The following is a 24,099-nucleotide window of genomic DNA, read 5'->3' as shown; positions in this document are numbered from 1 at the left end:
ACGTGCCTGAAATGTCGTCCGCGGCGGGGCTCGCCGCGTCGGTCAAGATCCTCGTCGCCGGTGGCTTCGGCGTCGGCAAGACCACCATGGTCGCCTCCATCAGCGAGGTCGCGCCCCTGCGCACCGAGGAACTCATCACCGAACTGTCCACCGGCGTCGACGATCTGTCGGGCGTGGAGGACAAGAAAACCACCACCGTCGCACTGGATTTCGGGCGCATCACCATCGACCCGAGCCTGGTGCTGTACCTGTTCGGCACCCCCGGCCAGGACCGATTCTGGTTCCTGTGGGACGAATTGGCGCGCGGCGCCCTCGGCGCGGTCGTCATCGCCGACACCCGGCGGCTCGAGAACTCCTTCGCCGCCATCGACTACTTCGAGCGGCGCGGGCTGTCCTTCGCCGTCGCGGTCAACTGCTTCGACGGCGCCCCCGTCTACACCCCCGACGAGGTCCGCGAGGCCCTCGACCTGGACGGGCGCCAACCGGTAGTGCTGTGCGACGCCCGCGACCGCGGCTCGTGCAAGACGGTACTGATGACCCTGGTGGAACACCTGATCCAGCAGGCCTCCGTCGGCGTGAGCTGAAGTAACGGGCGCCAGCGGCGCGTCGCCGGACCGAGGGTTACGACGACGCCGCGGTCAACAACTCGGTGAGCAGACACGGGTTGGAGGAACCGCCGCCCGGAAGGCAAACGGGAGTGCTGCCCGCAACGGGCAGGCTCGCACCCGGGTTAGCCTGTGAGCCGTCGTTATGCGCCGGGCCGACCGCCGGAGGCGTGGGCTGCAGGGGGATGCTCGCCGCGGCGGTGCCGGCGCCGAGGGTCACCGCCGCTGCCGCCGCCAGCATAGAGCAGGCTGCAAATCGCGTGATAGACAAGGACTTTCCCTTCTGTCGGAAGTAGATCCGTGCCCAGGCAAATGGTCGCCCGTCCGACGTCACGAGACGGTAAAGTCTGGGGCGGGGCCCGATAGGGGCCATTACCGACGGTTCGGTAGAGTGCGCGAGGATCGAGGACCCCGATCGAACTGTTGGTGTCAGTAGCTCGCGAGATCGACCTCAGCGAACGAGCCGATCCAGTGATGCGGCGGCCGTGGGGAATTCGGTTCCCCGGGGCGAGTTACCCCCACCGCCCGCCAGCCCGCCGCGCTTGCGGCATCCAGCTCGTCCGGATGATCGGACAGGAACAGGATCCGGTCGGCGGGCGTCCCGATGGCCCCGGCGATCTTGTCGTACGAGGCGGATTCGCGCTTGGGCCCCGCGGAATTCAGATCGAACCAGCCGCCGATCAGCGGCGACAGATCCCCGCCGCGGGCGAAGGTGAACCAATCCTGTTGATTGCGTACCGAACCCGAGGAGTACACGTGCAGCGCCAGGCCCGCCGCATGCCAGGCGGCCAGCGCGGGCGGGGCATCCGGGAAGAACTCCCCGTGCAGCGCCCCGGAACGAAAACCCTCCGCGCAGATCGCGCCCTGCGCCGCCTTGAGCGGTGCGGCCTTCACATCGGAATCCAGCCACCCGCACAGGATCTCCGCGACCCGGGACTCGTCGGCCGCGGGCTCGCCCGCCAGCTCACGCGTCCCGGACAGCACCGCATCGGCCGGGCCGCCCCGGTTGTCCGCCAGCCACTGCGGCAGGTGGGTACGGGTATAGCCGTACAGATCCTCGCGCACCGAGGCGGTCGGGCTCGTGGTGCCCTCGATATCGACGACGATCGCGCTGATCACGACCCCACCTCGCCGCAGCCGCGCCGTGTCATGCATTCACAAGTTCGTCGAGGGTCGGGAAGTTCGCCCCGATCCTGTCGCCGGTGAAATCTCCCACCCAGCCGTCCTCCTCCTCGAAGAACCGGATCGCCAGGAAGTCCGGCCGCGAGCCCATGTCGAACCAGTGCCGCGTGCCCGCGGGCACCGACACCAGATCCCCGCCCTCGCAGACCACCGCAACGACCTCACCGTCCAGGTGCAGGTAGAAGCAGCCGCGCCCGGAGGCGAAGAAACGCACCTCGTCCTCGGCGTGCCGGTGCTCGGACAGGAACTTCTCCCGCGCCGCCACGGCCTTCTCGGGCCACTGCGGATCGCCGTCGTCCGGATGGATGCGCGCGACATCGATGTGCTTGTAACGGCCGTCACCGTTCAAATCGCTGATCCGCCCGCCGTATTCGGCCAGAATCTGCTCCGTCGGCGCCGCTGCGACGCCGGTAGCCACCGGCCAGCGATCGAAAACGATGCCGCGACGCGACAATTCGGCCTCGATCACCGCCGGATCCTCGGTGCGCAGCACCACCGCGCCCGCATCGGAATCGGACATCACCTGCAGCAGAGTCATTGTGGTCTCTCCTCACACACCCGGGTCGGCGCCGATGTTGCGGCGCCCGCTCAGTGATACCAGCTCGCACATCGCCTCGAGGCATTCCGCCCGATCGCGTGCCTGCGCCAGGCCCGCACCCCACGCGGTGATGCCGTGCCCGGCGATGAACAGCACCGGCGGCGCCGCCGGATGCTCGATCAGATACCGCTCGATATCCGCGCCGATGCGCGAAACGTCCGGATGGTTCGCGAACACCGGAATATCGATGATTTCCGCAGCCCCCAGGCCCTTGATGAGCTCGTATCCGGTGAACCGCAACGTCGCCGGGGCATCGGCCGGTCGCGCCACCGCGCCACCGGAATCCGTGGTACCGGCCTCCGCGGGTGCCGTGATCGACTGCACGGTCGCATAGGGAGGATGCACGTGTACCACCGCCTCGGCGCCCGTGGCGCGGTAGATCGCGGTGTGGATCGCAGTCTCCGCCGAGGGCCTGCGAAGGCCCGAAATCTGCTGTGAGTCGGCGATATTCACCGTGACCATGTCGGAAGCCCCGAGCTCACCCTTGGACAGCCCGCTGCCGGTGACAACGGCGGCCTTGCCGGCGCGCACGGAGATGTTTCCTGCCGTGCCCGGCATCCAGCCGCGCCCGTACAGTCCACGCGCGAGGTTGGCAATCGACTGTGCCGCAACCAATTCCGTCTCTGCGCCGGCATCCTCGACGCCCCCTCGCACCACCGATCCCGCCCGCGATTGCGAGGCCACGTGATCACGCTCTGCGGCAGGGTCGCGCCCGATGACCGTGCCGCTGACGACCCCGTTCTCCGTCACAACGGCGGTCACCAATTCGGGTGGCGTCACATCGAATGCGGGATTGAACACCGCGGTGCCCGCAGGAGCGGTCGCCACTCCCGCCACTTCGGTGATCTCCTTCTCGGCACGTTCCTCCACGACGATCTCATCACCGGTCGCGGTCGCGAGATCCCGCGTCGATTCCGGCGCGACCACCACGAACGGGATGCCGTGGTGGTGCGCGGCCAACGCCAGCGCGTACGTGCCGATCTTGTTCGCGACCGACCCGTCGGCGGTGATGCGGTCCGCCCCCACCACCACGCAGTCCACCTGCCCGGTCCGCATCGCCCACGCCGCGGCCGAATCGATGGTCAGCCGATGCGGGATCCCCGCCTCAACCAGCTCCCATGCGGTCAGTCGCGCACCCTGCAGCAGCGGCCGGGTCTCGTCCACCAGCACCGATTCGATCGCCCCGCGCTGCGCCAGCACGCGGATCGCGCCCAGCGCGGTGCCGAACGCGGCCGTCGCGAGCCGGCCGGTATTGCAATGGGTCAGCATCCGCAGCGGCCGATCCGGGCACACCCGCTGCACCAGATCCGCCGCATGCGCCGCCGCGGCCCGATTGACCTGGCCATCCTCATCGAGCATCGCCATCGCCTCCTCGAGCATCGCCGTCGCCCCGTCCGGGAGCCTGCGCAGCGCCCGGCGCACCCCCCACGCCAGATTCACCGCGGTCGGGCGTGCGGAGGCGATCCGCTCGGCCTCCGCCAACACCCGCGCCTCGTCACCGGCGTGCGCGAGCGCGGCCAGCACCACCCCGAAGGCCCCCGCCACGCCGATCGCGGGCGCGCCCCGGACCGCCAGCGTCGCGATCGCCTCGATCACCCCGTCGACCGTGGTGATCCGCAGCGAACGGACCTCGCGCGGCAGCGCCCGCTGATCGATGATGACCAGCGCGCCATCAACCCACGCGATCGAACTCTCACCCATCCGCACAACCCTCAGCCCTGAACCTGACACTGCAGTAATCAACGGTATCGAACCAGGCCGCCGAATCGCCCACCAGGTTTACGCGCACGCCGATCCCGGCGCCCGGCAGCCCGAACACCGCCTGGCCACCAACCTAACCCGTCGCGTGTCAGGCCGCGTGACGGATGAATTCCAGGATCAGCGGCGCGTCACGCGGGTCCACGGACGCCATGACGCGTTCGGTGAGCGCGGCGTCCGGACCGGACAGATTCCCTGACACGCTGCGGCATGCCTATGCCTATGCCCGCGCCGGCGGCAGGGAGTGGTTGATCAGCAGCCGCGCGGCCTTGGACACTCGCGTGGCATCCCCGGTCACCAGGCGATCCTGCAGCAGGCCACGGATGCCCGAAATCAGCAGGGTCGCAGTGGATCTCGGGTCGGGCATGGTGGGATCCAGCTCGCCCAGCACCTTGGTCAGGGCATCGATCAGCACATGCACCGCGTCGTTCGCATAAGCCGCGAAGGGGCTGGCGGGCACCGAGGCCACGCCCAGCACCTGCAGCAACACGCTGGTGCTGCGGACCCAGTCGCTGGTGGTGTTCACGCAGAACGATTCGATCAGGCGGCGTCGCAGCATGTCGATGTCCTCGACGTCGGAGAACAGGCCCGCGATATCCGGGCGCTGGGTCTCGAGGGCTGCGACCAGCATCTGCTCCTTGCTGCCGAAGTAGTGGATCAGCATGCGCGAGCTGGTACCGAGGTAGTCCGCGAGCGGTCGCAGCGACAGCTCGGTGAGGCCGCGTTCGGCGATGTAGGCGATGACTCCGGCGAGCAACTCTGCTCGGCGAGCCTGGTCGAGAGGGCGTGGCACGGGTTGACTGTAGCGCCCGCTACAGGTATCCATTAACGCCATGGGTGTAACAACTGCTTCACATTCGCCGCGCGGCGTCGTTGTCACGGGCATGGTCACCACGACCAGCCTGGCCCCCGACCTCGCGGGCACCTGGCCGGCGCTGCTGGCCGGTGAGAGCGGAATCGGCCCGCTCACAGACGATTTCGTCACCAAATACGATCTGCCCGTGCGGATCGGCGGCAAGCTCAAGCAGCGCCCCGGCGAGCATCTGACCCGCATCGAGCTGCGCCGCCACTCCTACGTGCAGCAGATGGCGCTGGTGCTGAGCCGGCAGGTGTGGGAGGAGGCCGGCAAGCCCGACGTCGAGGGCGAACGGCTCGGGGTGGCCATCGGCACCGGCCTCGGCGGCGGCGACACCATCTACGACGCGATCCACGCGATCGAGCAGGGCGGCTACCGCAAGATCCACCCCCTGACGGTGCCCATGGTGATGCCCAACGGCTCCGCGGCCCGCGTCGGGCTCGAATTCGGCGCCAAGGCGGGCGTGTACGCGCCCACCTCGGCCTGCGCCTCGGGCGCCGAAGCCATCGCGCACGCCTGGCGCCTGATCGCCACCGGCGAGGCCGATGTGGTGATCGCCGGAGGCGTCGAGGGCCACATCGAGGCGATCCCGATCGCCAGCTTCGCGATGATGCGCGCGATGAGCACCCGCAACGATGCCCCCACCGCCGCGTCGCGCCCCTTCGACCGCGACCGCGACGGCTTCGTCTTCGGTGAGGCCGGGGCGCTGGTGGTGCTCGAATCCGAGGAGTTCGCCGCCGCGCGGGGTGCGCAGGTGCACGGCCGCATCGTGGGCGCCGGCATCACCTCCGACGGCTTCCACATGACCGGCACCGACCCCGAGGGCGGCGGCTCGGCGAACGCGATGCGCAAGGCGATCGACTTCGCCGGGCTCACTCCGCAGGACATCGGCCACATCAACGCCCACGCCACCTCCACTCCTGTCGGTGACGCCTCGGAGGCCATCGCCATCGCCAAGGTCGCCCCGCACGCGAGCGTCTACGCACCCAAGGGGGCGCTCGGGCACTCCATCGGCGCGGTGGGCGCGCTCGAGGCGATCCTGACCGTCTGCAGTGTCCGCGACGGAATCGTCCCGCCCACACTGAATTTCGAGAATCCCGACGACGGCGTCGAGCTGGATATCGTGCACGGCGAAGCCCGCAAGCAGGACATCTCCTATGCGCTGAGCAATTCGTTCGGTTTCGGCGGACACAACGTCACCCTGGCCGTCGGCCGCGCCTGAGCGCGTGCGCATCCCGGGGCCCGCCGCCCCGGGATGCGCACATAGAACTTGTTTCAGTATTGTTCCGGCATGGCCTTCGTGATCGACGAGAGTGTGGAGATCGACGCCCCCGCCGTGGCGGTGTGGCAGGTGCTCACCGACTTCCCCCGGTACGGCGAATGGAATCCGTTCTGCGTCTCGGCGCAGACGACGCTGGAACCGGGCGCGCCGATCGACATGCGGGTGAAGCTGATCGGCCCCAAGGAGCGCGCGCAGCGCGAATACATCCGCTCGGTCGAGCCCGGCGCCGGATTCAGCTACACCATGAAGCCGATGCCCCTGGGCGCCCTGCACAGCCTGCGCTCGCACACCCTGACCCCGCTGGGCGACGAGCGCTGCCGCTACGACTCGCATTTCGAGCTCGCCGGCTGGCTGCTCCCGTTCGTCACCGGGCTGATGGGCGCGGCCCTGCACCGCGGATTCGGTGAGATGACCGCCGCAGTCGCCACCCGGGCCACGCAACTCTAGGGCAACCGGCATCGAGCGCAACACCGCACCCGATGCCGTCTTGCGGTGGCGCCCGGCGGAATTCGGTCGAATCGTGCGCGACGCAGTAGGTTCGCCTACCGTGGACGTCGGCCCTGGGGGCTCGGGGTCCATCGGGCCCGCGATGCGCCGCCGGATCGTCCGGCCGCGAGGGCAGCTCGACCATGCTCGCACGAACCGAGAGAAGGTCACGAACGGTGTCTCGAACGACCGGGGGCGCGTTGGCCGCCGCCGTCACATCAGCTGTCATCGCCGCCGGGCTGCTGACCGGGTGCGGCTCGAGTGGCGGCTCGGCCGCCGCGCCATCCACGGCAACCCCTGTCTCGCAGGCGCATTCGCAGGCGACCGCGGCGCCGATCGCCAGCGGTGAGCCCAGCCCGGCCGCCTGCGGGGTCGACCTGTCCTCCCCCGCGGTGGCCGCCGCGGTGCGCCGCCAGCCCACCGAACCGGCGACCCACAGCGCCTGGGACACCGACCCGAAGACCTTCGAGGGCAATTTCAACCCGTGCGCGACCCTGTCCACGGCGATCATCACCATCCAGGGCGCGACCGGCAGCTCGCCCAACCAGGCCCTGATGTTCCACAAGGGCACCTATCTGGGCACCGCGACCTCCAGGGCGTACGGCTTCACCAGCCTGGACACCGCCACCACCACCGACGACACCGTGGTGCTGGACTACAAAACGCCCGGCAGCTGCAACGCGTGCGCCGACGGCACCGTCTCGCACGTCCAGTTCCATTGGGACGGAACGCATGTGGTGATGACCGGCAAACTGCCGAGCTACTGACCGGGCCCGGCCGGGGCGCGGTGCCCCGGCCGGATCTGCCTCAGGCGTCGTTGAGCTTGTTCAGCCGCTCGCACGCGGTGAGGTACTCCTCGATGAGGCGCTGCATCACATCGGCGGTGCGCTCGACCTTGTTCATCATGCCCACGACCTGGCCGACGGGGTTGAAGTTGACGTCCTTGGCGGCCTCGGGATAGCGGTGCCCGCGCTTGACCCCGTCCAGCGCCACCATCATCTGCAGCGGCATCGGCAAGGGATCCGGCGTCTCGGCGCTCTCCCACGCATCGGTCCAGTCGTTGCGCAGCATCCGGCACGGCTTACCGGTCCACGACCGCGAGCGCACGGTGTCGTGGCTGGTGGCGTCGATATAGGTCTGCATCTGCGCGGGCGGCACGTTGGCCTCCTCGACCGTGAGCCACAGCGACCCGGTCCACGCGCCCGCCGCACCCATTGCCAGCGCCGCGGCAATCTGACGGCCGTTGCCGACCCCGCCCGCGGCCAGCGCCGGCATGTCGCCGATCGCGTCGATCACCTGCGGCCACAGCACCAGCGAGGAGATCTCCCCGCAGTGCCCGCCGCCCTCGGTACCCTGCATGACCACGAAGTCCAGGCCCGCGTTCTTGTGGTTGAGCGCGTGCTTGACCGAGCCGCACAGCGCGCCGATGAGCCGGCCCGAATCCTGCACGGTCTTGATGACGTCGTCGGGCGGGGTGCCCAGCGCGTTGGCCACCAGCTTGGCCTTGGGGTGGCGCAGGATGACCTCGACCTGCGGGGCCGCGGTGGTCGCGGTCCAGCCCAGCAGCTGGTTGTGATGCTCGCCCTCGGGCAGATGCGGGACGTTGTGCTCGGACAGGATCTTCTCGGCGAAATCGCGGTGGCCCTGCGGGACCATCTGTGCCAGTTTGGCTTCCAGCTCCTCGGGGGTCAGGCCCTCCACGCCCTTGCCCTCGTACTTGGACGGGATGACCAGATCGACGCCGTAGACGCCGTGCACGTGCTCGTCCAGCCAGCTCAGCTCGACCTCGAGCTCCTCGGCGGTGAATCCGACCGCGCCGAGCACGCCGAGCCCGCCGGCGTTGCTCACCCCGGCGGCGACGTCGCGGCAGTGGGTGAAGGCGAAGATCGGGACGTCGATGCCCAGCCGTTCACAGATCTCGGTACGCATGGGGTGGTGCACTCCTTTTGTCTTGCGGCGCTGACCGTGCGGCGCCACCTAACACTAGAACACGTTTCATATCCAGGCTAGCGATTCGGTGGACACGACGCGAGTGCCAGTCTGCGAATACGGCCACGAAATGCCCCGATAGACTGATCTTCACGCGATTTCGGCGAACGACCGTACACTGAAACGAGCGGGCAACCCGTTCTAATTTTCGGCCGCGGAGAACCTGTCGGGGAGCTATGCGAACATATGTTCGTGTCCACTCGAAGGCTCGCACGCGCGGAGGCCACGATCCTGCACGCGGATCTCGACTCGTTCTATGCCTCGGTCGAGCAGCGCGACAATCCCCGCCTGCGCGGTCGGCCGGTGATCGTGGGCGGCGGGGTCGTACTGGCCGCGAGTTACGAGGCCAAGGCGCACGGCATCCGCACCCCGATGAACGCCCGCCAGGCGCTGCGGCTGTGTCCGCACGCGATCGTGGTGCCGCCCCGCATGTCCGCCTACGCTCAGGCCAGCAAGGTCGTGTTCGAGATCTTCCGCGACACCACCCCCGAGGTCGAGGGCCTGTCCATCGACGAGGCGTTCCTGGATGTCGCTGGCCTGCGCCGGATCGCGGGGCAGCCGGTCGAGATCGCCGCCGCGCTGCGGGCCCGCGTGCGCGAGCAGGCCGGGTTGCCCATCTCGGTCGGGGTGGCGCGCACCAAGTTTCTGGCCAAGGTGGCCAGCGCGGTCAGCAAACCGGACGGGCTGCTGCTCGTCCCGCCCGAGGGCGAGCTGGATTTCCTGCATCCGCTGCCGGTCGAAAGACTGTGGGGCGTCGGCGAAGTCACCGCCCGCGCGCTGCACGAGCGCGGCATCACCCGGGTCGGGCAGCTGGCCGAGCACGGCGAGCGGGCCCTGTCCTCGATCCTGGGCCCGGCCGCCGGGCGACATCTGTACGCGCTGTCCTGGGCCCGCGACCCGCGCCGGGTCGACACCGGCGTGCGCCGCCGCTCCATCGGCGCCCAGCGCGCCCTGGGCTCGGGCCCGCACACCGACGCCGAGCTCGACGCCTACCTGCACGGTCTGGCCGACCGGCTCGGGCACCGCCTGCGCGCGGCCCGGCGCCGCTGCCGAACGGTGGTGCTGCGCCTGCGTTTCGGCGATTTCAGCCGCGCCACTCGCTCACACACCCTACCCGAGGCCACCGACACCGGCGCGGTCCTGCTACGCACCGCGCGCACCCTCCTGGACGCCGCGACCCCCCTCATCCACGAGCGCGGTCTCACCCTCATCGGCCTGTCCCTGACCAACCTCGGCGACGCGGATTCCCTCCAGCTCGCCCTCCCCTTCGATCCGCGCCCCGACGCCACCCTCGATGCCGCCCTGGACCGCCTGCGCGACCGGTTCGGCGCGGGCACCGTCACCCGCGCGGCCCTGCTCGGCCGCGGCGAGGGTCTGTCGGTGCCGCTGTTACCGGATTGAGGGGAGGACGGGTTTCCGTTGCTGCACAGCACTTCCGCAGTGGCGCGATCCCGGTTCGAGCCGCACCGAGGCTCCCCGGGACTCCTGCCGCGAGCAAGAGCACGGATGTCAAGGCGCCCCGTTGCCTGTGACCCGCCAGGCGCGCTCTCGAAACGGACTGTGCCGCCACCTGCTCCCGGAGACCCCGGAGCGGAGACGCATCGGTGATCGCGGGGCGGGGGGTGACGTCTATATCATCGTCGCTGTGGCGCCCCGCCCGGTTGCGCGGGCAGCAGGCCGGACTCGACGAGGTCGTCGAACAGCAGCTGATCGACCGGCGGCACCCGATCCCGATCGGCGTAGCCGAACCACCCGATTTCGGCGATCTCGCTGCTGGGAGCCAGCGTGCCGGCGTAATCGGCGCTGTAGCAGGCCATGCGCACCGAACCCGGTGTCGGACCGTGCAGTTCGGCCTCGTAGGTGCCGATGTGGGTGACCGTCCCGGGGTCCAGTGCGACGGTGAGCTCCTCGTCGATCTCGCGCAGCAGGGTCTGCAGATCGGTCTCCGTGCCCTCGCGTTTACCGCCGGGGATATAGAAGATGTCCTTGCCGCGCGGGCGGGCGCACAGGATCCGGCCGTCCACGATGAGCACCCAGGCGACCGTGTCGATGAGCAGTTCGGTCGGCTCGGTCCGCATGCACGCAGACTACCGGCCACCCGGGACGGTCCCGGGTCCGCATCGCCGAGGGCCAAAGACTCTATGGCGCAGCCCCGGTCATCGGGCATTTTTAGCGGGCGGGTCGCACCCGGGGGCAGCGATCCGCGCCAGCCCACGGCATCGGGACCTGCGCGAGCCGGAGACACCTGGATAGCAATATCTCGGCTACCCAGCTGTCGGCGTGCAGCGCAGGGACCCCGCCCGGGACCTGCGCCCCGCCCGGCCGTCGGCCGCGTTGCGATCCGTAACCCGTTGCGCCTCATACGCCTGCCGTTCACCGTCCGGCGAAATTCGAGCCCCATTCTGTGAGGACATTTACCTCGGGGCCGCGTGCCATCGCAGCTCCGAGGTATAAGATACACAGCGGCTTATATGTCTTATATTCACGGAAAGGTTCGGCCGTGACGCAGATCGATACCGGATCCCCCGTCGGGGACCTGCTCGCCGCACGGCGAGCGAGCGGCAGCCGGCCCGGCGCACGCACCGACGGCGCGCGGCTGGCGCTGGTCATCGAGGGCGGCTCGGCCCGCGGCGCCTACTCACACGGCATGGTGATGGCGCTCGAGGAACTCGGGCTGCTGTCCTGCTTCGACGCGGTGTACGGATCCTCCGCCGGCGCCCTCAACGGGGCCTGGCTGCTGTGCGGGCGCGCCCACCGCTCGCGCCGCGCCTGGCAGGCCGATGTGGTGCGCCGGGTGATCAACCCGGCCCGGGCGCTGCGCCTCGGGCACGTGGTCGACACGAAGTATCTGGTGCACGCGGTGTACGAACGCATCGTGCCGATGGATTTTCCGGCCATTCTGGCCAATCCGGTGACCTTCCACCCGATCGGCACCGACACCGCCGACGGCTCCTCGGTCGACCTGCACCCGCACATCACCGACACCCCCTCGCTGCAGAGCGCCCTGCTGGCGACGACCTGCCTGCCGATCCTGGCCGGCCGGTCGGTCGCGCTCGCGGGCCGGCGCTACGTGGACGCGGGCCTGTCCGAATCGGTGCCGATCCACACCGCCCTGGCCCAGGGCGCCACCCACACCCTCGTGTTGCGGACCCGGCGCGTGGACGAGCCGCCTACCCTGCCCTCGCGGCTGGAACTGCGCGTCGTGACGCGCTTCCTGGCCCGGCATGCACCTGGCGTGGTGGACAACTGGCTCACCCGCGGCGAGCAACTGGCCCGGGACGAGGAGACGCTCGCCGCGACGCCCACGGTCCTGCAGATCCGCCCGCCGCTGGGATCACCGACGGTCAGTCGCGCCGCCCGCGATGCGGCGCTCATGCTCCGCGCCCTGGACGTCGGGCGCATGGCGGCGCTCGAGGCTCTCACCCGCTTCGCCGCCGCGCCAGCCGCACCGGCCTGACCAGCCCCATCTGTCCGAATTGCCCGAATTCCGCAACCGTGTAGCATTGCATCGGCTGCATGTTTTCGCCGCGGACTCCCGCAGAATTCTTGATCATCGTCACACAACGGCTTTCATGCATACCTGTGCATATATTGCTAACCTGTCGCTGTGACTGCGAAACCGAACGATCGACCCCCACCGTTCTGGGATCTCGAAGCCCGCCTGGCCACCGCACTGCTGATACTGGCCGGATTCGTCGGCGCCGCGGCCTACACCCATTCCATGGGTTACTTCGTCACCTTCATGACCGGCAACAGCGAACGCGCCGTCATCGGCAATTTCCTCGGCGACTACCGGCTGGCCTGGGGTGCGTTCTGCCTGATCCTGTGCTTCCTGGCCGGGGTGTTCGTCGCCTCGCTCTGCCGCCGCCACTGGTGGCGCAACCATCCCCACGGCGCGACCATGCTGGCCACCGCCGCCCTGGTCCTGTCCGCGGTTATGGACAACGTCCTGGACGGCTGGAACAACAACCTGCGCGTGGGCCTGGTACCGATACTGTTCGTCGCCTTCGCGATGGGCTCGCTGAACACCTCGTTCGTCAAGAACGGCGAGACCGCGATACCGGTCACGTACGTCACTGGCACGCTCGTGAAATTCGCCCAGGGCGTCGAGCGTCACCTGGCCGGCGGCACCCACCGCGAATGGCTGAGCTATGCGGTGCAGTGGCTCTCGTTCATCACCGGCGCCGCGATCGGCGGGCTGGTCAGCCTCGCGTTGGACGGCGACAAAATGCTCATCGCCGCCGCGGTCGGCTCGGGCGTGGTGGCCGTGTACACCTGGTTCGCCGATCTGCGCTGGGTACGCCGCTAGAAACAGCAGCAGACCGTCGAACAATGAGCAGCGTGTGCATTGCGGCACCCACTGCCGGAATGCACACGCCGCGGGTCAGGCGAAAAGCGCGGCCAGCTCGCGCAGCGAGGTCTTCATATCGGCCTCGGCGCCCTTCTTCAGCCGCCCGGCCATCAATCGGATGAGCGGGCTGTTGAATTCGTTCTCGATCGTCACCCGGGTGCCCTCGGCGACGCTCTCGACCTCGTAACGCAGCCGGGTCGCAACGTTCATCGGGGCCTTGCCGCGCAGTTCGAGCCGCCGTCCGGGCTCGTATGCCTCGACGGTCCAGGCGATGTCGTTGGGCAGTCCCATATTCGTGATCGTCTGGGTGAAGCTCGCGCCCACCGTCACCGGCGAGGGCACCCCCTTGGGAAATGCGACGTGCACGTTGTTCCACTTCGGCTGGGCCGACAGATCCCCGACGATCTCCCACACCTTCTCGATCGGCGCCTCGACGACGGCGCTGACGGATACGGTCGGCATGTGATGGGCCCCTTCTGCAACGGCGACTAGGTGCCCACGACTACATCACAGTGAAACATGTTCTACAACTTCGGTGCCGGGGCGCCCACCGGCGCACTCACAGTACGGACGGATGCTTCGGCCGCTTGTCCATCAGCCGCAGGATCAGGGGCGTGAAGATCAGCTGCATCGACAGCTCCATCTTCCCGCCCGGAACCACGATGCAATTGGGCCGGGACATGAACGAATCGTGCAGCATCGACAGCAGATACGGAAAGTCGATGACCTTCGGATCGGCGAACCGGATCACCACGAAACTCTCGTCCGCGGTGGGAATCGTGCGCGCGATGAACGGATTCGAGGTGTCGACCGTCGGTACCCGCTGAAAATTCACGTACGTCCGGGAGAACTGCGGGCAGATGTAGTTCACATAGTCCGGCATCCGCCGCAGGATCGTGTCCAGCACCGCCTCACTCGAATAGCCCCGCTCGGTCTTGTCCCGGATCACCTTCTGAATCCATTCGAGATTGATGATCGGCACCACGCCCACCAGCAGATCGGCGTACCGCGCCACATCGACCTCCCCGCACACCGCCGCACCGTGCAGGCCCTCGTAGAACAACAGATCGCTGCCCGGGGCCAGTTCCTCCCACGGAGTGAACGTGCCCGGCGCCAATCCGTAGGGTTTGGCCTCGGCCTCGTCGTGCAGATACCGCCGCACCAGCCCCACCCCCGTCTCGCCGTAGTCGCGGAACAATGCCTCGAGTTCGCCCAGCAGATTCGCCTCCGGACCGAAATGCGAGAAGTGCCGATTCGCACTCCGCTCGGCCTCGGCCATCTCCAGGGCCATCGCCGCGCGATCATAGCGATGGAACGAATCGCCCTCCACGATGGCCGCGCTGATCTCCTCCCGGCGGAAGATCTCCTGGAAAGTCCTTGTCACACTGGTGGTCCCGGCGCCGGACGACCCGGTGATGGCCACCACGGGATGTTTGAGCGACATCGCATCTCCTTCTCTTCCCGGTGCACCGTGCGCGGCTCAGGGGTGCAGATGCCGGAACAGCGACCGGGTACCGAACAGCGACGCGTCGAACCGCGGCCCCTCCTCGGGCATGCGGTGATAGCGCGCGATGCGCTCGACCTCGTTGCGCGAACCGAAGATCAGCGGCACCCGCTGGTGCAGATCGTGCGGCGGCACCTCGAGCACCCGCGCGTGCCCGGTGATGGCGGCCCCGCCCGCCTGCTCGACCACCAGCGCGATCGGATTGGCGCCGTACAGCAACGACACCCGCCCCGGGCACGCCGGATCGCGGGCGTCGTGCGGATACAGATACACCCCGCCCCGGGTCAGGATGTGGAAGGTGTCCGCGACCAGCGAGGCCACCCACCGCATGTTGAAATCGCGCCCGCGCGGGCCCTCCACGCCCTCGAGGCATTCGGACACGTAGCGGCGCACCGGACGCTCCCAGAACCGCTCGTTGGCGGCGTTGATCGCGAAACCCGAGGTGTCCTGCGGGATCCGCATGCGCGGATGCGTGAGCACGAAGGCGCCGATCTCCCGGTCCAGGGTGAACCCGTCGACCCCGTCGCCGGTGGTGAGTACCAGCATCGTCGCCGGGCCGTACAGGGTGAAACCGGCACACACCTGCGCCACACCCGGCTGCAGGAAGTCCGCTCCGCCGGGCTCGCGACCGTCCTCGGGCGAGCGCAGCACGCTGAAGATCGTGCCCACCGGCAGATTCACGTCGATATTGGACGATCCGTCCAGGGGATCGAACGCCAGCAGGTATTTCCCGCGCCGGAATTCACCGGGCACGGGATGGAATCCGCTCATCTGCTCCGACAGCAGCGCCGAGAGCGGTCCGGTCCACTGGGATTCGGACACCATGATCTCGTTGGCCAGCGCGTCCATGTCCCCGCAGCCCGCGATGCGCCCGCGGGTGACCTGGTTCGCGATGATCTTCGTCGCCGTGGCAAGCACATTCAGTAGCGCGGAGAACTCACCGGATGAGCCGGGATGGCGGTGCTCCTGCTCGATCGTGTACCGGGTCAGCGTCTCGAGTCTCTCGGGCATGGCGTTGCTCAACTCCTCACGGATCGTCCCCGGTCGGGTCACCCGACTCGCCGAACACGCTGCTGCCGTAGACATCCGCGGCGGCGAGCGTGATCAGGTCCGCGCGGCGCAGCGGACGGTCCAGCTCCACCAGGCGCTTGGCCTGCCGCAGCCGGCAGCGGTCCAGCGCGTTGCGCACGCTGCGGGCATTGGCGAAACGCGGCCGAGCCATGCGCAATTCGAGGTATTCCACAAGGGCGGCGGTGCCGTCGGCATCGAGCCGGAAGCGCTCGCGCTCCACCATCAGCCCGGCGATCGCCAGCAGTTCGGCGTGCGTGTAGTCCGGGAACTCGATGTGGTGCGCGACCCGCGAGGACAGGCCCGGATTGGCCGAGAAGAAGCTCTCCATCCGATCGCGATATCCGGCGAAGATCACCACCAGATCGGTGCGGTGGGTTTCCATCTCCTGCAGCAGGATCTCGATGACCTCCTGCCCGTAGTCGCGCTCGTTCTCCGGGCGGAACAGGTAGTAGGCCTCGTCGATGAACAGCACACCCCCCGCCGCGCGCGCGAGGGCCTGCTTGGTCTTGGGCGCGGTGTGACCGATGAACTGACCGACCAGATCGTCGCGGGTCACGGTGTGCACGAGCGGTTTACGGATATAACCGAGCGCATGCAGCAGATCCGCCATGCGCAGCGCGACGGTCGTCTTGCCGGTGCCGGGCCCGCCGGTGAAGCTCATGTGCATGGTCGGGCGGGTGGATTCCAGGCCGAACCGCGCGCGGGCCCGGTCGACCAGCAGCAGCGCCGCGATCTCCCGGACCCGGCGTTTGACCGCGGCCAGGCCGACGAGTTCGGCGTCCAGGCGGGCCAGGGTGCCGTCCACCTCCAGTGCGGCTGCGTCCGTGGCGAGGTCGAGCTCGGCGTCGTCGTCGAGAATTGGCGGCGTGCCGGGGACGTTCAGGGTCTCATCCGAACCCGCTGCGCCCGAGGCGGACTCGCGCCCGGCAGGGCCGGGGTCGCCGATCGCCGACATGCCCTCGCCCCCGGGCCGGGACATTCGGAATCCCGTTGCGGAGCCGCCTGTTCCGATGCCGGTCCTCACCGGTCCTCCTCGGCCACAGCCGCCCCGGCGCCAATCATGCGACACCGGAACAACCCGTGACGGGCTTGCCTCTGCGGTCCTGTCACCGCGCCTCCTTCTTCGCCGTCCTCCCGGCGCGGCCACCGATACGCCGGGACGATGCCGGACGGGATGCTGTATCCGGTCCGCTCATCGGCGTGCCTCGGGCTCGTAGCGTTCACCGGAGGGCGCGTCGGTGGCATACGGGTGCAGGCTGTACACCTGTCGCCGATCCTGAGAATCGCTGCGCGCCAACCGGAATCCTGGCTCATCGGCAGGCTGATTCACCAGGAAACTCAGTGCCGTGGTCTGGCGGCCGTAACTCGCGTCGTACGCCGTGACGCGGATGTAGTACCGCGGGAACGCCGCGCGGCAGGCCTCGATCTCGGCCAGGACCCCGTCCGGTTCGTCCAGGTCGAACAGCGGCAGCCCCCACATCTCCCAGTACACGTTGCGGGGATGCGGATCGTCGGTGTACTCGATGGACACCGGCCAGTTGTTCAGCAGCGCGTAGCGGACCTGCGCGCCGATCTCGGCATCGGTCAGCTCGGGCAGATGACTGAAGGTACCCTGACGCAAATACATTGCGGGCCTTTCTATCTCGTGACCGTCGGCACGGCGTCGGGGGCGTCGGTGGAGGTGTATTCGAAGGTGACCTCGCCCCACACCGCGAGCGCCGCCTCCAGCGGGCGGTTGCCCCGCGCCGCCGCGCGCAGCACATCCGGGCCCTCCCGCAGCAGATCCCGGCCCTCGTTGCGGGCCTTGACCACCGTCTCCAGCGCCACCCGGTTGGCCTCGGCGCCCGCGGCGATCCCCATCGGATGACCGATGGTGCCGCCGCCGAACTGCAGCACCACGTCGTCGCCGAACAACTCCAGCAGCTGATGCATCTGGCCGGCGTGAATACCCCCCGAGGCCACCGGCATCACCCCCGGCAGGCTCGCCCAGTCCTGGTCGAAGAAGATCCCGTTGCCGGGGTTGCACGGAATGCGGTTGTCGCGCAACGTATCGTAGAACCCGCTGACGGTGTGCGGGTCGCCCTCGAGCTTGCCTATCACGGTGCCCGCGTGCAGATGATCCACACCGATCAGGCGGCACCACTTGGCCAGCACCCGGAAGCTCACCCCGTGGGTCTTCTGCCGAGTGTAGGTGGAGTGCCCGGCCCGGTGCAGGTGCAGCAGCATGCCGTTGCGGCGGGCCCAGTTCGACATCGACTGCATCGCGGTGTAGCCCACCGTCAGATCGATCATGACGATCACGCTGCCCAGCGATTTCGCGAATTCCGCGCGCTCGTACATGTCCTCCATGGTGGCCGCGGTGACATTCAGGTAATGCCCCTTGAGCTCACCGGTTTCGGCGATGGCCCGGTTGACGCCCTCCATGGCGAACAGATAGCGGTCGCGCCAGCGCATGAACGGCTGCGAGTTGATGTTCTCGTCGTCCTTGGTGAAATCCAGTCCGCCCCGGCACGCCTCGTACACCACCCGCCCGTAGTTGCGCGCGGACAGCCCCAGCTTGGGTTTCACGGTCGCCCCCAGCAGTGGGCGCCCGTACTTGTTCAGATATTCCCGTTCGGTCACAATTCCGTGCGGCGGACCGGGAAAGGTCTTGACATACGCCACCGGGATCCGCATGTCCTCGAGGCGCAGTGCGGCAAGGGGTTTGAACCCGAACACATTGCCGATTACCGAGGAGGTCAGGTTCGTGATCGACCCCTCCTCGAACAGATCCAGATCGTAGGCGATGTAGGCGAAATACTCCCCCGCCCGGCCGGGCACCGCGTCCAGGCGATAGCACCGGCCGCGGTAGCGGTCGTGCGCGGTGAGACGGTCGGTCCACACGACGGTCCAGGTGGCCGTGGAGGATTCGCCCGCGACCGCCGCGGCGGCCTCGATCGGATCCACGCCCGCCTGCGGTGTCACCCGGAACACCGCGAGCACATCGGTGTCCTTCGGGTGGTAATCCGCGTCGTAGTAGCCCATCGACGCATAGGACTGCACGCCCGGATCCCAGCGTTCGCGAGGGGATTCGCCGGTCATATTTCCTCCTCCGCCAGGACAACTCGGGACTGGATTCAGGATGCGGGCGTGCGCGCCGGCGGACAATTCGATTGTTTCTCGTCTCGCTCAATCGAAAGGTTGAGTTTGCTACCGTCGGGTAATGGGAACGGTCAGTGCGGCGCGCATGGAAACGTTCCTGGCCGTGGCGCGGCACGGCAGCATTCGCCGGGCCGCGGCCCAGCTGCACGTCACCGAGGCCGCCGCCTCGGCCTCGGTGGCCCATATCGAGCGGCAGCTCGGCGCCAAATTGATAGCGAAGTCCGGTAGGGGTATTACGCTCACCGAGGCCGGCCGCGTCTACGCCGAATACTGCCGCAGCATCCTGGGATTGATGCAGGAGGCGCAGGCCGCGGTGCGCCGCGCGGAAACCGGACGGTTGCGAATCGGCGTCGTCGCCACCGCCGGGGAATATGTGCTGCTGCGCCCGCTGGCCTCGTTCCGGGACCGCTATCCCGATATCGAGGTGGGCCTGTCGATCCATCCCCGCGATGTGCTGTTCCTGGAATTACTGCACCACGAAACCGATCTCGTGATCGCGGGCCGCCCTCCCGGCGACGCGGGCCTGGTCATCCGCGCGCGCCGCCCGAGCCGCCTGGTCGTCGTCGGCTCGGCCGGCCGCTGGCCCGATCCGCTCACCGCCACCTGGCTGCTGCGTGGCGACGGCTCGGGCACCCGCGACACCACCCTGGCCCTGCTCGAGCGCCTGCAGATCCGCCCGCCCACCCTCACCCTGGGCACCCACGGCGCGGTCCTGGCCGCCGCCCGGGAGGGCCTGGGCGTCACCCTGATTCACGGCGATGCCATCGAATCCCCGGTCGCCGCAGGGCATCTCGAGATCCTGCCGGTCGAGGGCACCCCGCTGGACCGCCCCTGGCACGCGGTCACCACCCGCAACCCGACCCCACCGGCCCGCCTGTTCATCGACCACCTGCTCCGCGCATCGGGCGCGGCCGCCTTCGAACCGGTTGCCGCGCCGCCCGAACGCGGCTGAAGCGCCCCTGTATGTGGCCGAAAACCACTGGCCCGGAACGGCCATACCGAATGTCCAGTTCGTGTACTTTGTTGTCGTATGGTGGAATTCGATCCTGCGCTCGAGCCGGAGGGTGAGGATTCCGCCAGCTGGAACATCGAGGGTCGTATTCGTCGCGCCCTCGTGGCCGACATCGGCGGGCGATGGTCTTTCCGCGCGGACGACGAGTGGAATTACGTTGTGCCGCAGGCAGGTTTGCCTCGCCCGCAGGGCTGGAAGCTGCATATTTCGGGAACCGTGCTGTCCGCCAGGGAAATTCTGGACCGTGTGCTGCCCGTCCTGGTCTCCGGTCGGTCGGCATTCAAGATCGCCCGCGGTCTCGCATACCTCGAATCGCTGTCCGATATGCACTCCGCCCGCGAGAGCGCCGGCAAATTCATCACCGTCTACCCGCCCGACGACGATACCTGCGGCGCCCTCGCCGCCGAGCTCGACGCGCGGCTGACGGGCCTGTACGGACCCGTTGTGCTGTCGGACCTGCCGTACCGGCCCGGCAGCCTGGTCTCCTGCCGATACGGCGCCTTCCGGGCCATGTACACCGTCTCGGCCGCAGGGGATCTCCGACCGGCCATCACCAGCCCGGACGGGGAGCGAGTCGAGGACCGGCGCAGGCCGTGGTTCGAATTCCCGCCCTGGACAACGCCTCCCGAGGCGTTCCGGCAGCCCCACCGAGCCGCGGGCGGCGGACCGGCCCGCGGGCGGTCCGGTGGGGTGCTGCTGGCGGACCGGTTTCTGGTCGGCCAGGCGCTGCGGCTGACCGCGAAGGGCGGGGTATACCTGGCCCGAGACCTGAAGTCGGACAACGCCGATGCCCTCGTCGTCGTCAAACAGGCGCGACCCCATATCGGCGCGGGCGCCGACGGTCTCGACGCGCGATCCTTCCTGGGCAACGAATGGTCCGTGCTGCACCTGCTCGCGGCCACCGGCGTCACACCGGCGCCCGTGGCGCTGTTCCAGCACGACGGCGACCTGTTCCTTGCCGAGGAATATGTGCGCGGCACCCGCCTGGACCGATGGGCGCGACGGTTCCAGCCCGGCCCCTATGGCGGCGACGGCAGCGATTCGGCCCTGTCGGCAGCCGTCTCACGGCTGTGTGCGGCGATCGGCGCGTTCCACTCGCGCGGGCTGGTAATCCGGGATCTGAGCCCGACGAATCTCCTGGTGGAGGATTCCTCGGAGGGACCCACGATTCGGATCTGCGACGTCGAGTACGCCGCGTTCAGCGGGACCGCGCCCCGCATCGTCGGGACGCCGGGCTTCAACGCGCCCGAGCAGCGGGCGGGCAAGCCCGCGCGGCCCGCCAACGACCTGTACTCGCTCGGCGCGGTGCTCTACTACATGTGCACCGGTCGCGCGCCGCAGCTCGCAGCCGAGGACGCGCCGGCACGACCGAGCGCGGCACGCCTGTCGGAATTGCTCGCGCGCGGCGCCCCGAGCCGGCAGCTCGCGGCCGTGACCGGTCTCATCGTCGCGCTACTGGACGACGATCCCACCGCGCGACCGTCGTTGCACGAGGTCACTTCCCAGCTGGGGTCGTGGGTGACGGCCGGACCCGCGGGAACGGAAGTGCACACCGAGGAGGGGCCCCGGACGCTCGCCGCCGACCTAGTGGAACATCTCGTGGCCACGTGGACGCCCGGCTCGCCGCGACCGTGGAACTTCGGCGACTACCGCAAACACGAGACGCCCCTGGACGTCTACTCCGGTGTGGCCGGCGTGGTCGGGGTGCTCGCCCGCGCCGCCGCCACCGGAAACCACCCGGGTGTGCCGCCGGTCCTCGCCGAGGCGGCCGCCTGGCTCGCGGACCATCACCAGCCCGACGGCGTGCGACAGCCCGGCCTCATGGTGGGCGACGCGGGGATCGCGTGGGCGCTGGGCCTGGCGTACGCCGCGGCCCGGCCCGGCCACCGGCCACCCAGCCCCGCGATCATGACCCGGCTGCCCTCTGCACCGCCTTCCAACGACGAATTCTTGTATGGCACTGCGGGTTCCATCGTCGCGCACGCCGGCCTCCTGCAGGGCGCGGCAGCATTCGGCCTGACACCCGCCGAGGCCGGCGCGATCCGCGACCGGCTCGTGGTGCTGTGCGCCGACCTCGCGGCCCGGCAGGCATCGATCGAGGAGGGCAGCCCAGCCGGCGCGCCCGACGCCGTCACCGACCACGGCTTCGCACACGGGACGGCCGGGATCGGCTACGGGCTGCTGGTCGGCGGAGCGATGCTGGACGATGAAGCCCTGATCGGCCAGGCGCTCGAGTGCGGCCGTCGCATCGGCAAGGCCGCGCTCCATCGCGACGATCAGGCGTGGTGGGCCGAGGGCTCGCCGAACGCACCGCTGTACCGCGGGCACTGGTGTCACGGGTCATCGGGCATCGCGACCTTCCTGGTCCGGCTGTGGTGGTTCACGGGCGACGAGCAATCCCTCGCGACCGCGCGGGCCGCGGCTCGCGCGGTTCTGGCCGGGCGAACGGGGGCGCCCGCGTGCGCATGCCACGGCCTGTCCGGGGACGGCGAGTTGCTCCTCGATCTCGCCGCCGCGACGGGAGAGGCTCATTATCGCGAGGCGGCCCGATCCATCGGTAATCAGCTGTGGGGCATGCGCGTCCGGCGGGAGGGACGCTGGCTGGTGCCCGACGCGGACCGCGCCGGAATCAGCGTCTCCTACGCCCTGGGAACGGGTGGAGTCGCCTCGTTCCTGCTGCGCCTGCTGCACGGCGGTCGCCGACCCTGGACGGCCGACGACGTGCCCCACGGACCCAGGAGGGCCGGATTCCCGGCCTTCGAGAGCGGTTCCGAGAGGAGGTGAATCACCATGCCCACCAACATCATTGAGATCGATGCGGCCACCACCGACATCTTGGATCTGCAGCGGATGCCCACGACCGGCCCGATCGACATCGAGGTGGACTACAGCGCGGCAGTGTCCTACTGCGTCTGCGGTGTCGGTCAGTGGACGCACACGCGCCCGGAGATCTGATCCCGACACTCCGCCCACGGTCTGCCCGCCACTGCCCCTGGGCGGCGGGCAGATCCGATCGATTCCTGCCGGCGGCCGCAACCGGACACGTTGCGGCTGCTCGAGCGCGCAGCGGCGGCCGGGCACGTCGCCTACCTCAGCGAAAACGCCCCCGCCACAGCGGAACTGACCGAGCGGGGTATGGAGCACTTCGCGGCGCTGTACGCCCATGCGCGCAAGTGCACCGATGCGGCCTTCGAGGGCATCGATCCGGAAGAGCTCGCCACCGCCCTGCGGGTGGCGCTGGCGGCGAAGGAACGCGCGACCGCCGCGCTGGCCGGGTGATTCGACATCACATCCAACGCGGGTGGCGTCCGCGGCAAACGGCACGGTCGCCACCCGCCGAAACATCAGCCCAGTTGCGGAATCACCTCGGCGGCAATGCGTTCGGCCTGCTCGGGGTCCTCGACCATCGGGGTGAACAGCACCAGCTCGGCCCCGGCATCGATCACGCTCCGCACGCCCGCGACCACATCCGACGGCGTGCCCGCCACCGCGACCGGCGCGAATGCCGGTGAGCCGTACAGCTTCTCGAGGTTCTGCTCGACCAGGGCGCGCGCCCGGGCCGCGTCGTCGTCGATGACGACGTACACCCGTTTGGCGATCGGATACGTCTCCGGATCGCGACCGGCGGCGGCCACTTCCGTGCGCAGGGTCCGCACCTGCTCGGCGAAGGCCTCGGTGGTGGTCGATCCCGCGCCGAAGAAGCCGTCGCCCAGCCGTGCCGCCCGGCGCAGCGCCTTGGCGTGCCCGCCGCCGAACCAGACCGGCGGACCGGGCTTCTGGAAGGGCTTGGGTTCCATACGCGCCCCCTGCAACTGCCAGAACCGCCCCTCGAAGCTCACGCTCGGCTCGCTCCACAGCGCCCGCATCACCTCGACACCCTCGGTGAACCGCGTCAGCAGCCCCTCGGCCTCGATGCCGAACGCGGACAGCATCCGGCCCTTGCCGCCGTACCCCACACCCACGTCCAGGCGCCCGCGCGAGAGCTGATCCAGCGTGCTCAGCGACCGCGCCAGATGCACCGGATTGTGCAGCGAGCTCACGAACACCGAACACCCCACCCGAATCCGGGAGGTGGCTGCCGCGGCGAAGGTCATGGTCTCGATGGCGCCCAGCTGCGGCATCTGCGCCATCGTCAGCACCTGCTCCTGCGCCCAGGCGCTGTCGAAACCCAGCTCCTCGATGCGTTGCATCCTGGCACGGAACGCGTCGGGATCGAATTCACCGTCGGCGTAGAACTGCGGAATCGAGATCGCATAGCCCATGC

24 protein-coding genes are annotated in these 24,099 nt (G+C 69.0%); 11 read left to right on the top strand and 13 right to left on the bottom strand.

Annotation, left to right across the window (positions count from 1 at the left end):
• Positions 1 to 11: 11 nt before the first annotated feature.
• Positions 12 to 584: a GTP-binding protein gene (locus KO481_RS24420; RefSeq protein WP_215920010.1), complete on the top strand. Its 573-nt coding sequence runs from the start codon at positions 12 to 14 to the stop codon at positions 582 to 584.
• A 450-nt stretch (positions 585 to 1,034) separates the two neighbouring features.
• On the opposite strand, the gene mtnC is transcribed toward KO481_RS24420, so the two are convergent.
• From mtnC to KO481_RS24400, 4 genes are all read right to left on the bottom strand, one after another.
• Positions 1,035 to 1,724 (bottom strand): acireductone synthase, encoded by a 690-nt coding sequence (mtnC, locus tag KO481_RS24415; protein WP_215920009.1) that lies wholly within the window; start codon positions 1,722 to 1,724, stop codon positions 1,035 to 1,037.
• Positions 1,725 to 1,752: 28 nt separating this feature from the next.
• Complete coding sequence (locus KO481_RS24410) at positions 1,753 to 2,325, bottom strand: 1,2-dihydroxy-3-keto-5-methylthiopentene dioxygenase (protein ID WP_215920008.1); 573 nt, start codon at positions 2,323 to 2,325, stop codon at positions 1,753 to 1,755.
• A 12-nt stretch (positions 2,326 to 2,337) separates the two neighbouring features.
• Positions 2,338 to 4,086 (bottom strand): S-methyl-5-thioribose-1-phosphate isomerase, encoded by a 1,749-nt coding sequence (mtnA, locus tag KO481_RS24405; protein WP_215920007.1) that lies wholly within the window; start codon positions 4,084 to 4,086, stop codon positions 2,338 to 2,340.
• Positions 4,087 to 4,363: 277 nt separating this feature from the next.
• Positions 4,364 to 4,936, bottom strand: coding sequence for a TetR/AcrR family transcriptional regulator (locus tag KO481_RS24400; RefSeq protein ID WP_215920006.1), 573 nt, complete (start codon positions 4,934 to 4,936; stop codon positions 4,364 to 4,366).
• Between the two features lie 40 nt (positions 4,937 to 4,976).
• Between KO481_RS24400 and KO481_RS24395 the strand changes: the two genes are divergently transcribed.
• From KO481_RS24395 to KO481_RS24385, 3 genes are all read left to right on the top strand, one after another.
• The gene (locus KO481_RS24395) at positions 4,977 to 6,221 is read left to right on the top strand and encodes a KasA/KasB family beta-ketoacyl-ACP synthase (RefSeq protein ID WP_215920005.1); all 1,245 of its coding nucleotides are present in this window, start codon (positions 4,977 to 4,979) and stop codon (positions 6,219 to 6,221) included.
• A gap of 69 nt (positions 6,222 to 6,290) precedes the next feature.
• Entirely contained in the window at positions 6,291 to 6,728 is a 438-nt protein-coding gene (locus KO481_RS24390) for an SRPBCC domain-containing protein (protein WP_215920004.1), read from the top strand.
• A 215-nt stretch (positions 6,729 to 6,943) separates the two neighbouring features.
• Positions 6,944 to 7,534: an LppP/LprE family lipoprotein gene (locus KO481_RS24385; protein WP_308166764.1), complete on the top strand. Its 591-nt coding sequence runs from the start codon at positions 6,944 to 6,946 to the stop codon at positions 7,532 to 7,534.
• A gap of 40 nt (positions 7,535 to 7,574) precedes the next feature.
• On the opposite strand, the gene KO481_RS24380 is transcribed toward KO481_RS24385, so the two are convergent.
• Positions 7,575 to 8,696, bottom strand: coding sequence for an NAD(P)H-dependent flavin oxidoreductase (locus tag KO481_RS24380; protein WP_215920002.1), 1,122 nt, complete (start codon positions 8,694 to 8,696; stop codon positions 7,575 to 7,577).
• 246 nt (positions 8,697 to 8,942) lie between these two features.
• On the opposite strand from KO481_RS24380, the gene dinB reads away from it, so the two are divergent.
• Positions 8,943 to 10,157 carry a DNA polymerase IV gene (gene dinB / locus KO481_RS24375; RefSeq protein WP_215920001.1) on the top strand — a complete coding sequence of 405 codons (1,215 nt, stop codon included), beginning with the start codon at positions 8,943 to 8,945 and terminating at the stop codon, positions 10,155 to 10,157.
• A 233-nt stretch (positions 10,158 to 10,390) separates the two neighbouring features.
• Here dinB and KO481_RS24370 read toward each other — a convergent pair whose 3' ends face one another.
• The gene (locus tag KO481_RS24370; RefSeq protein WP_215919999.1) at positions 10,391 to 10,834 is read right to left on the bottom strand and encodes an NUDIX hydrolase; all 444 of its coding nucleotides are present in this window, start codon (positions 10,832 to 10,834) and stop codon (positions 10,391 to 10,393) included.
• Between the two features lie 422 nt (positions 10,835 to 11,256).
• On the opposite strand from KO481_RS24370, the gene KO481_RS24365 reads away from it, so the two are divergent.
• Together KO481_RS24365 and KO481_RS24360 are read left to right on the top strand one after the other, a co-directional pair.
• The gene (locus KO481_RS24365) at positions 11,257 to 12,213 is read left to right on the top strand and encodes a patatin-like phospholipase family protein (protein ID WP_215919997.1); all 957 of its coding nucleotides are present in this window, start codon (positions 11,257 to 11,259) and stop codon (positions 12,211 to 12,213) included.
• Between the two features lie 150 nt (positions 12,214 to 12,363).
• A complete protein-coding gene (locus tag KO481_RS24360) occupies positions 12,364 to 13,065 on the top strand; it encodes a YoaK family protein (protein ID WP_215919996.1) in 702 nt (233 codons plus the stop codon).
• Positions 13,066 to 13,140: 75 nt separating this feature from the next.
• Here the strand turns inward: KO481_RS24360 and KO481_RS24355 are convergent, their stop codons facing one another.
• The 6 genes from KO481_RS24355 to KO481_RS24330 all read right to left on the bottom strand — a co-directional run bounded on the left by KO481_RS24355 (position 13,141) and on the right by KO481_RS24330 (position 18,763).
• Complete coding sequence (locus KO481_RS24355) at positions 13,141 to 13,569, bottom strand: type II toxin-antitoxin system Rv0910 family toxin (protein WP_215919995.1); 429 nt, start codon at positions 13,567 to 13,569, stop codon at positions 13,141 to 13,143.
• A gap of 97 nt (positions 13,570 to 13,666) precedes the next feature.
• Positions 13,667 to 14,551 carry a phosphoribulokinase gene (locus KO481_RS24350; RefSeq protein WP_215919994.1) on the bottom strand — a complete coding sequence of 295 codons (885 nt, stop codon included), beginning with the start codon at positions 14,549 to 14,551 and terminating at the stop codon, positions 13,667 to 13,669.
• Between the two features lie 36 nt (positions 14,552 to 14,587).
• Positions 14,588 to 15,622: a class 1 fructose-bisphosphatase gene (locus KO481_RS24345; RefSeq protein ID WP_215919993.1), complete on the bottom strand. Its 1,035-nt coding sequence runs from the start codon at positions 15,620 to 15,622 to the stop codon at positions 14,588 to 14,590.
• 16 nt (positions 15,623 to 15,638) lie between these two features.
• Entirely contained in the window at positions 15,639 to 16,706 is a 1,068-nt protein-coding gene (locus tag KO481_RS24340; RefSeq protein ID WP_308166763.1) for an AAA family ATPase, read from the bottom strand.
• A gap of 168 nt (positions 16,707 to 16,874) precedes the next feature.
• Complete coding sequence (locus KO481_RS24335; protein WP_215919992.1) at positions 16,875 to 17,309, bottom strand: ribulose bisphosphate carboxylase small subunit; 435 nt, start codon at positions 17,307 to 17,309, stop codon at positions 16,875 to 16,877.
• A gap of 11 nt (positions 17,310 to 17,320) precedes the next feature.
• Positions 17,321 to 18,763 (bottom strand): form I ribulose bisphosphate carboxylase large subunit, encoded by a 1,443-nt coding sequence (locus KO481_RS24330; protein ID WP_215919991.1) that lies wholly within the window; start codon positions 18,761 to 18,763, stop codon positions 17,321 to 17,323.
• Positions 18,764 to 18,884: 121 nt separating this feature from the next.
• On the opposite strand from KO481_RS24330, the gene KO481_RS24325 reads away from it, so the two are divergent.
• The 4 genes from KO481_RS24325 (at position 18,885) to KO481_RS24310 (ending at position 23,114) form a co-directional block, all read left to right on the top strand.
• A complete protein-coding gene (locus tag KO481_RS24325) occupies positions 18,885 to 19,775 on the top strand; it encodes a LysR family transcriptional regulator (protein WP_245401426.1) in 891 nt (296 codons plus the stop codon).
• A gap of 78 nt (positions 19,776 to 19,853) precedes the next feature.
• Positions 19,854 to 22,619, top strand: coding sequence for a class IV lanthionine synthetase LanL (gene lanL, locus KO481_RS24320; protein ID WP_215919990.1), 2,766 nt, complete (start codon positions 19,854 to 19,856; stop codon positions 22,617 to 22,619).
• Between the two features lie 6 nt (positions 22,620 to 22,625).
• Entirely contained in the window at positions 22,626 to 22,790 is a 165-nt protein-coding gene (locus tag KO481_RS24315; RefSeq protein WP_215919989.1) for a hypothetical protein, read from the top strand.
• A gap of 90 nt (positions 22,791 to 22,880) precedes the next feature.
• Entirely contained in the window at positions 22,881 to 23,114 is a 234-nt protein-coding gene (locus tag KO481_RS24310; protein WP_215919987.1) for a helix-turn-helix domain-containing protein, read from the top strand.
• A gap of 65 nt (positions 23,115 to 23,179) precedes the next feature.
• On the opposite strand, the gene KO481_RS24305 is transcribed toward KO481_RS24310, so the two are convergent.
• Positions 23,180 to 24,097, bottom strand: coding sequence for an LLM class flavin-dependent oxidoreductase (locus KO481_RS24305; RefSeq protein WP_215920383.1), 918 nt, complete (start codon positions 24,095 to 24,097; stop codon positions 23,180 to 23,182).
• Positions 24,098 to 24,099: the final 2 nt, after the last annotated feature.

It is taken from the genome of Nocardia albiluteola (assembly GCF_018860155.1).
Taxonomy (GTDB): domain Bacteria; phylum Actinomycetota; class Actinomycetes; order Mycobacteriales; family Mycobacteriaceae; genus Nocardia; species Nocardia albiluteola.
This window is presented reverse-complemented; position numbering and strand designations above follow the sequence as displayed.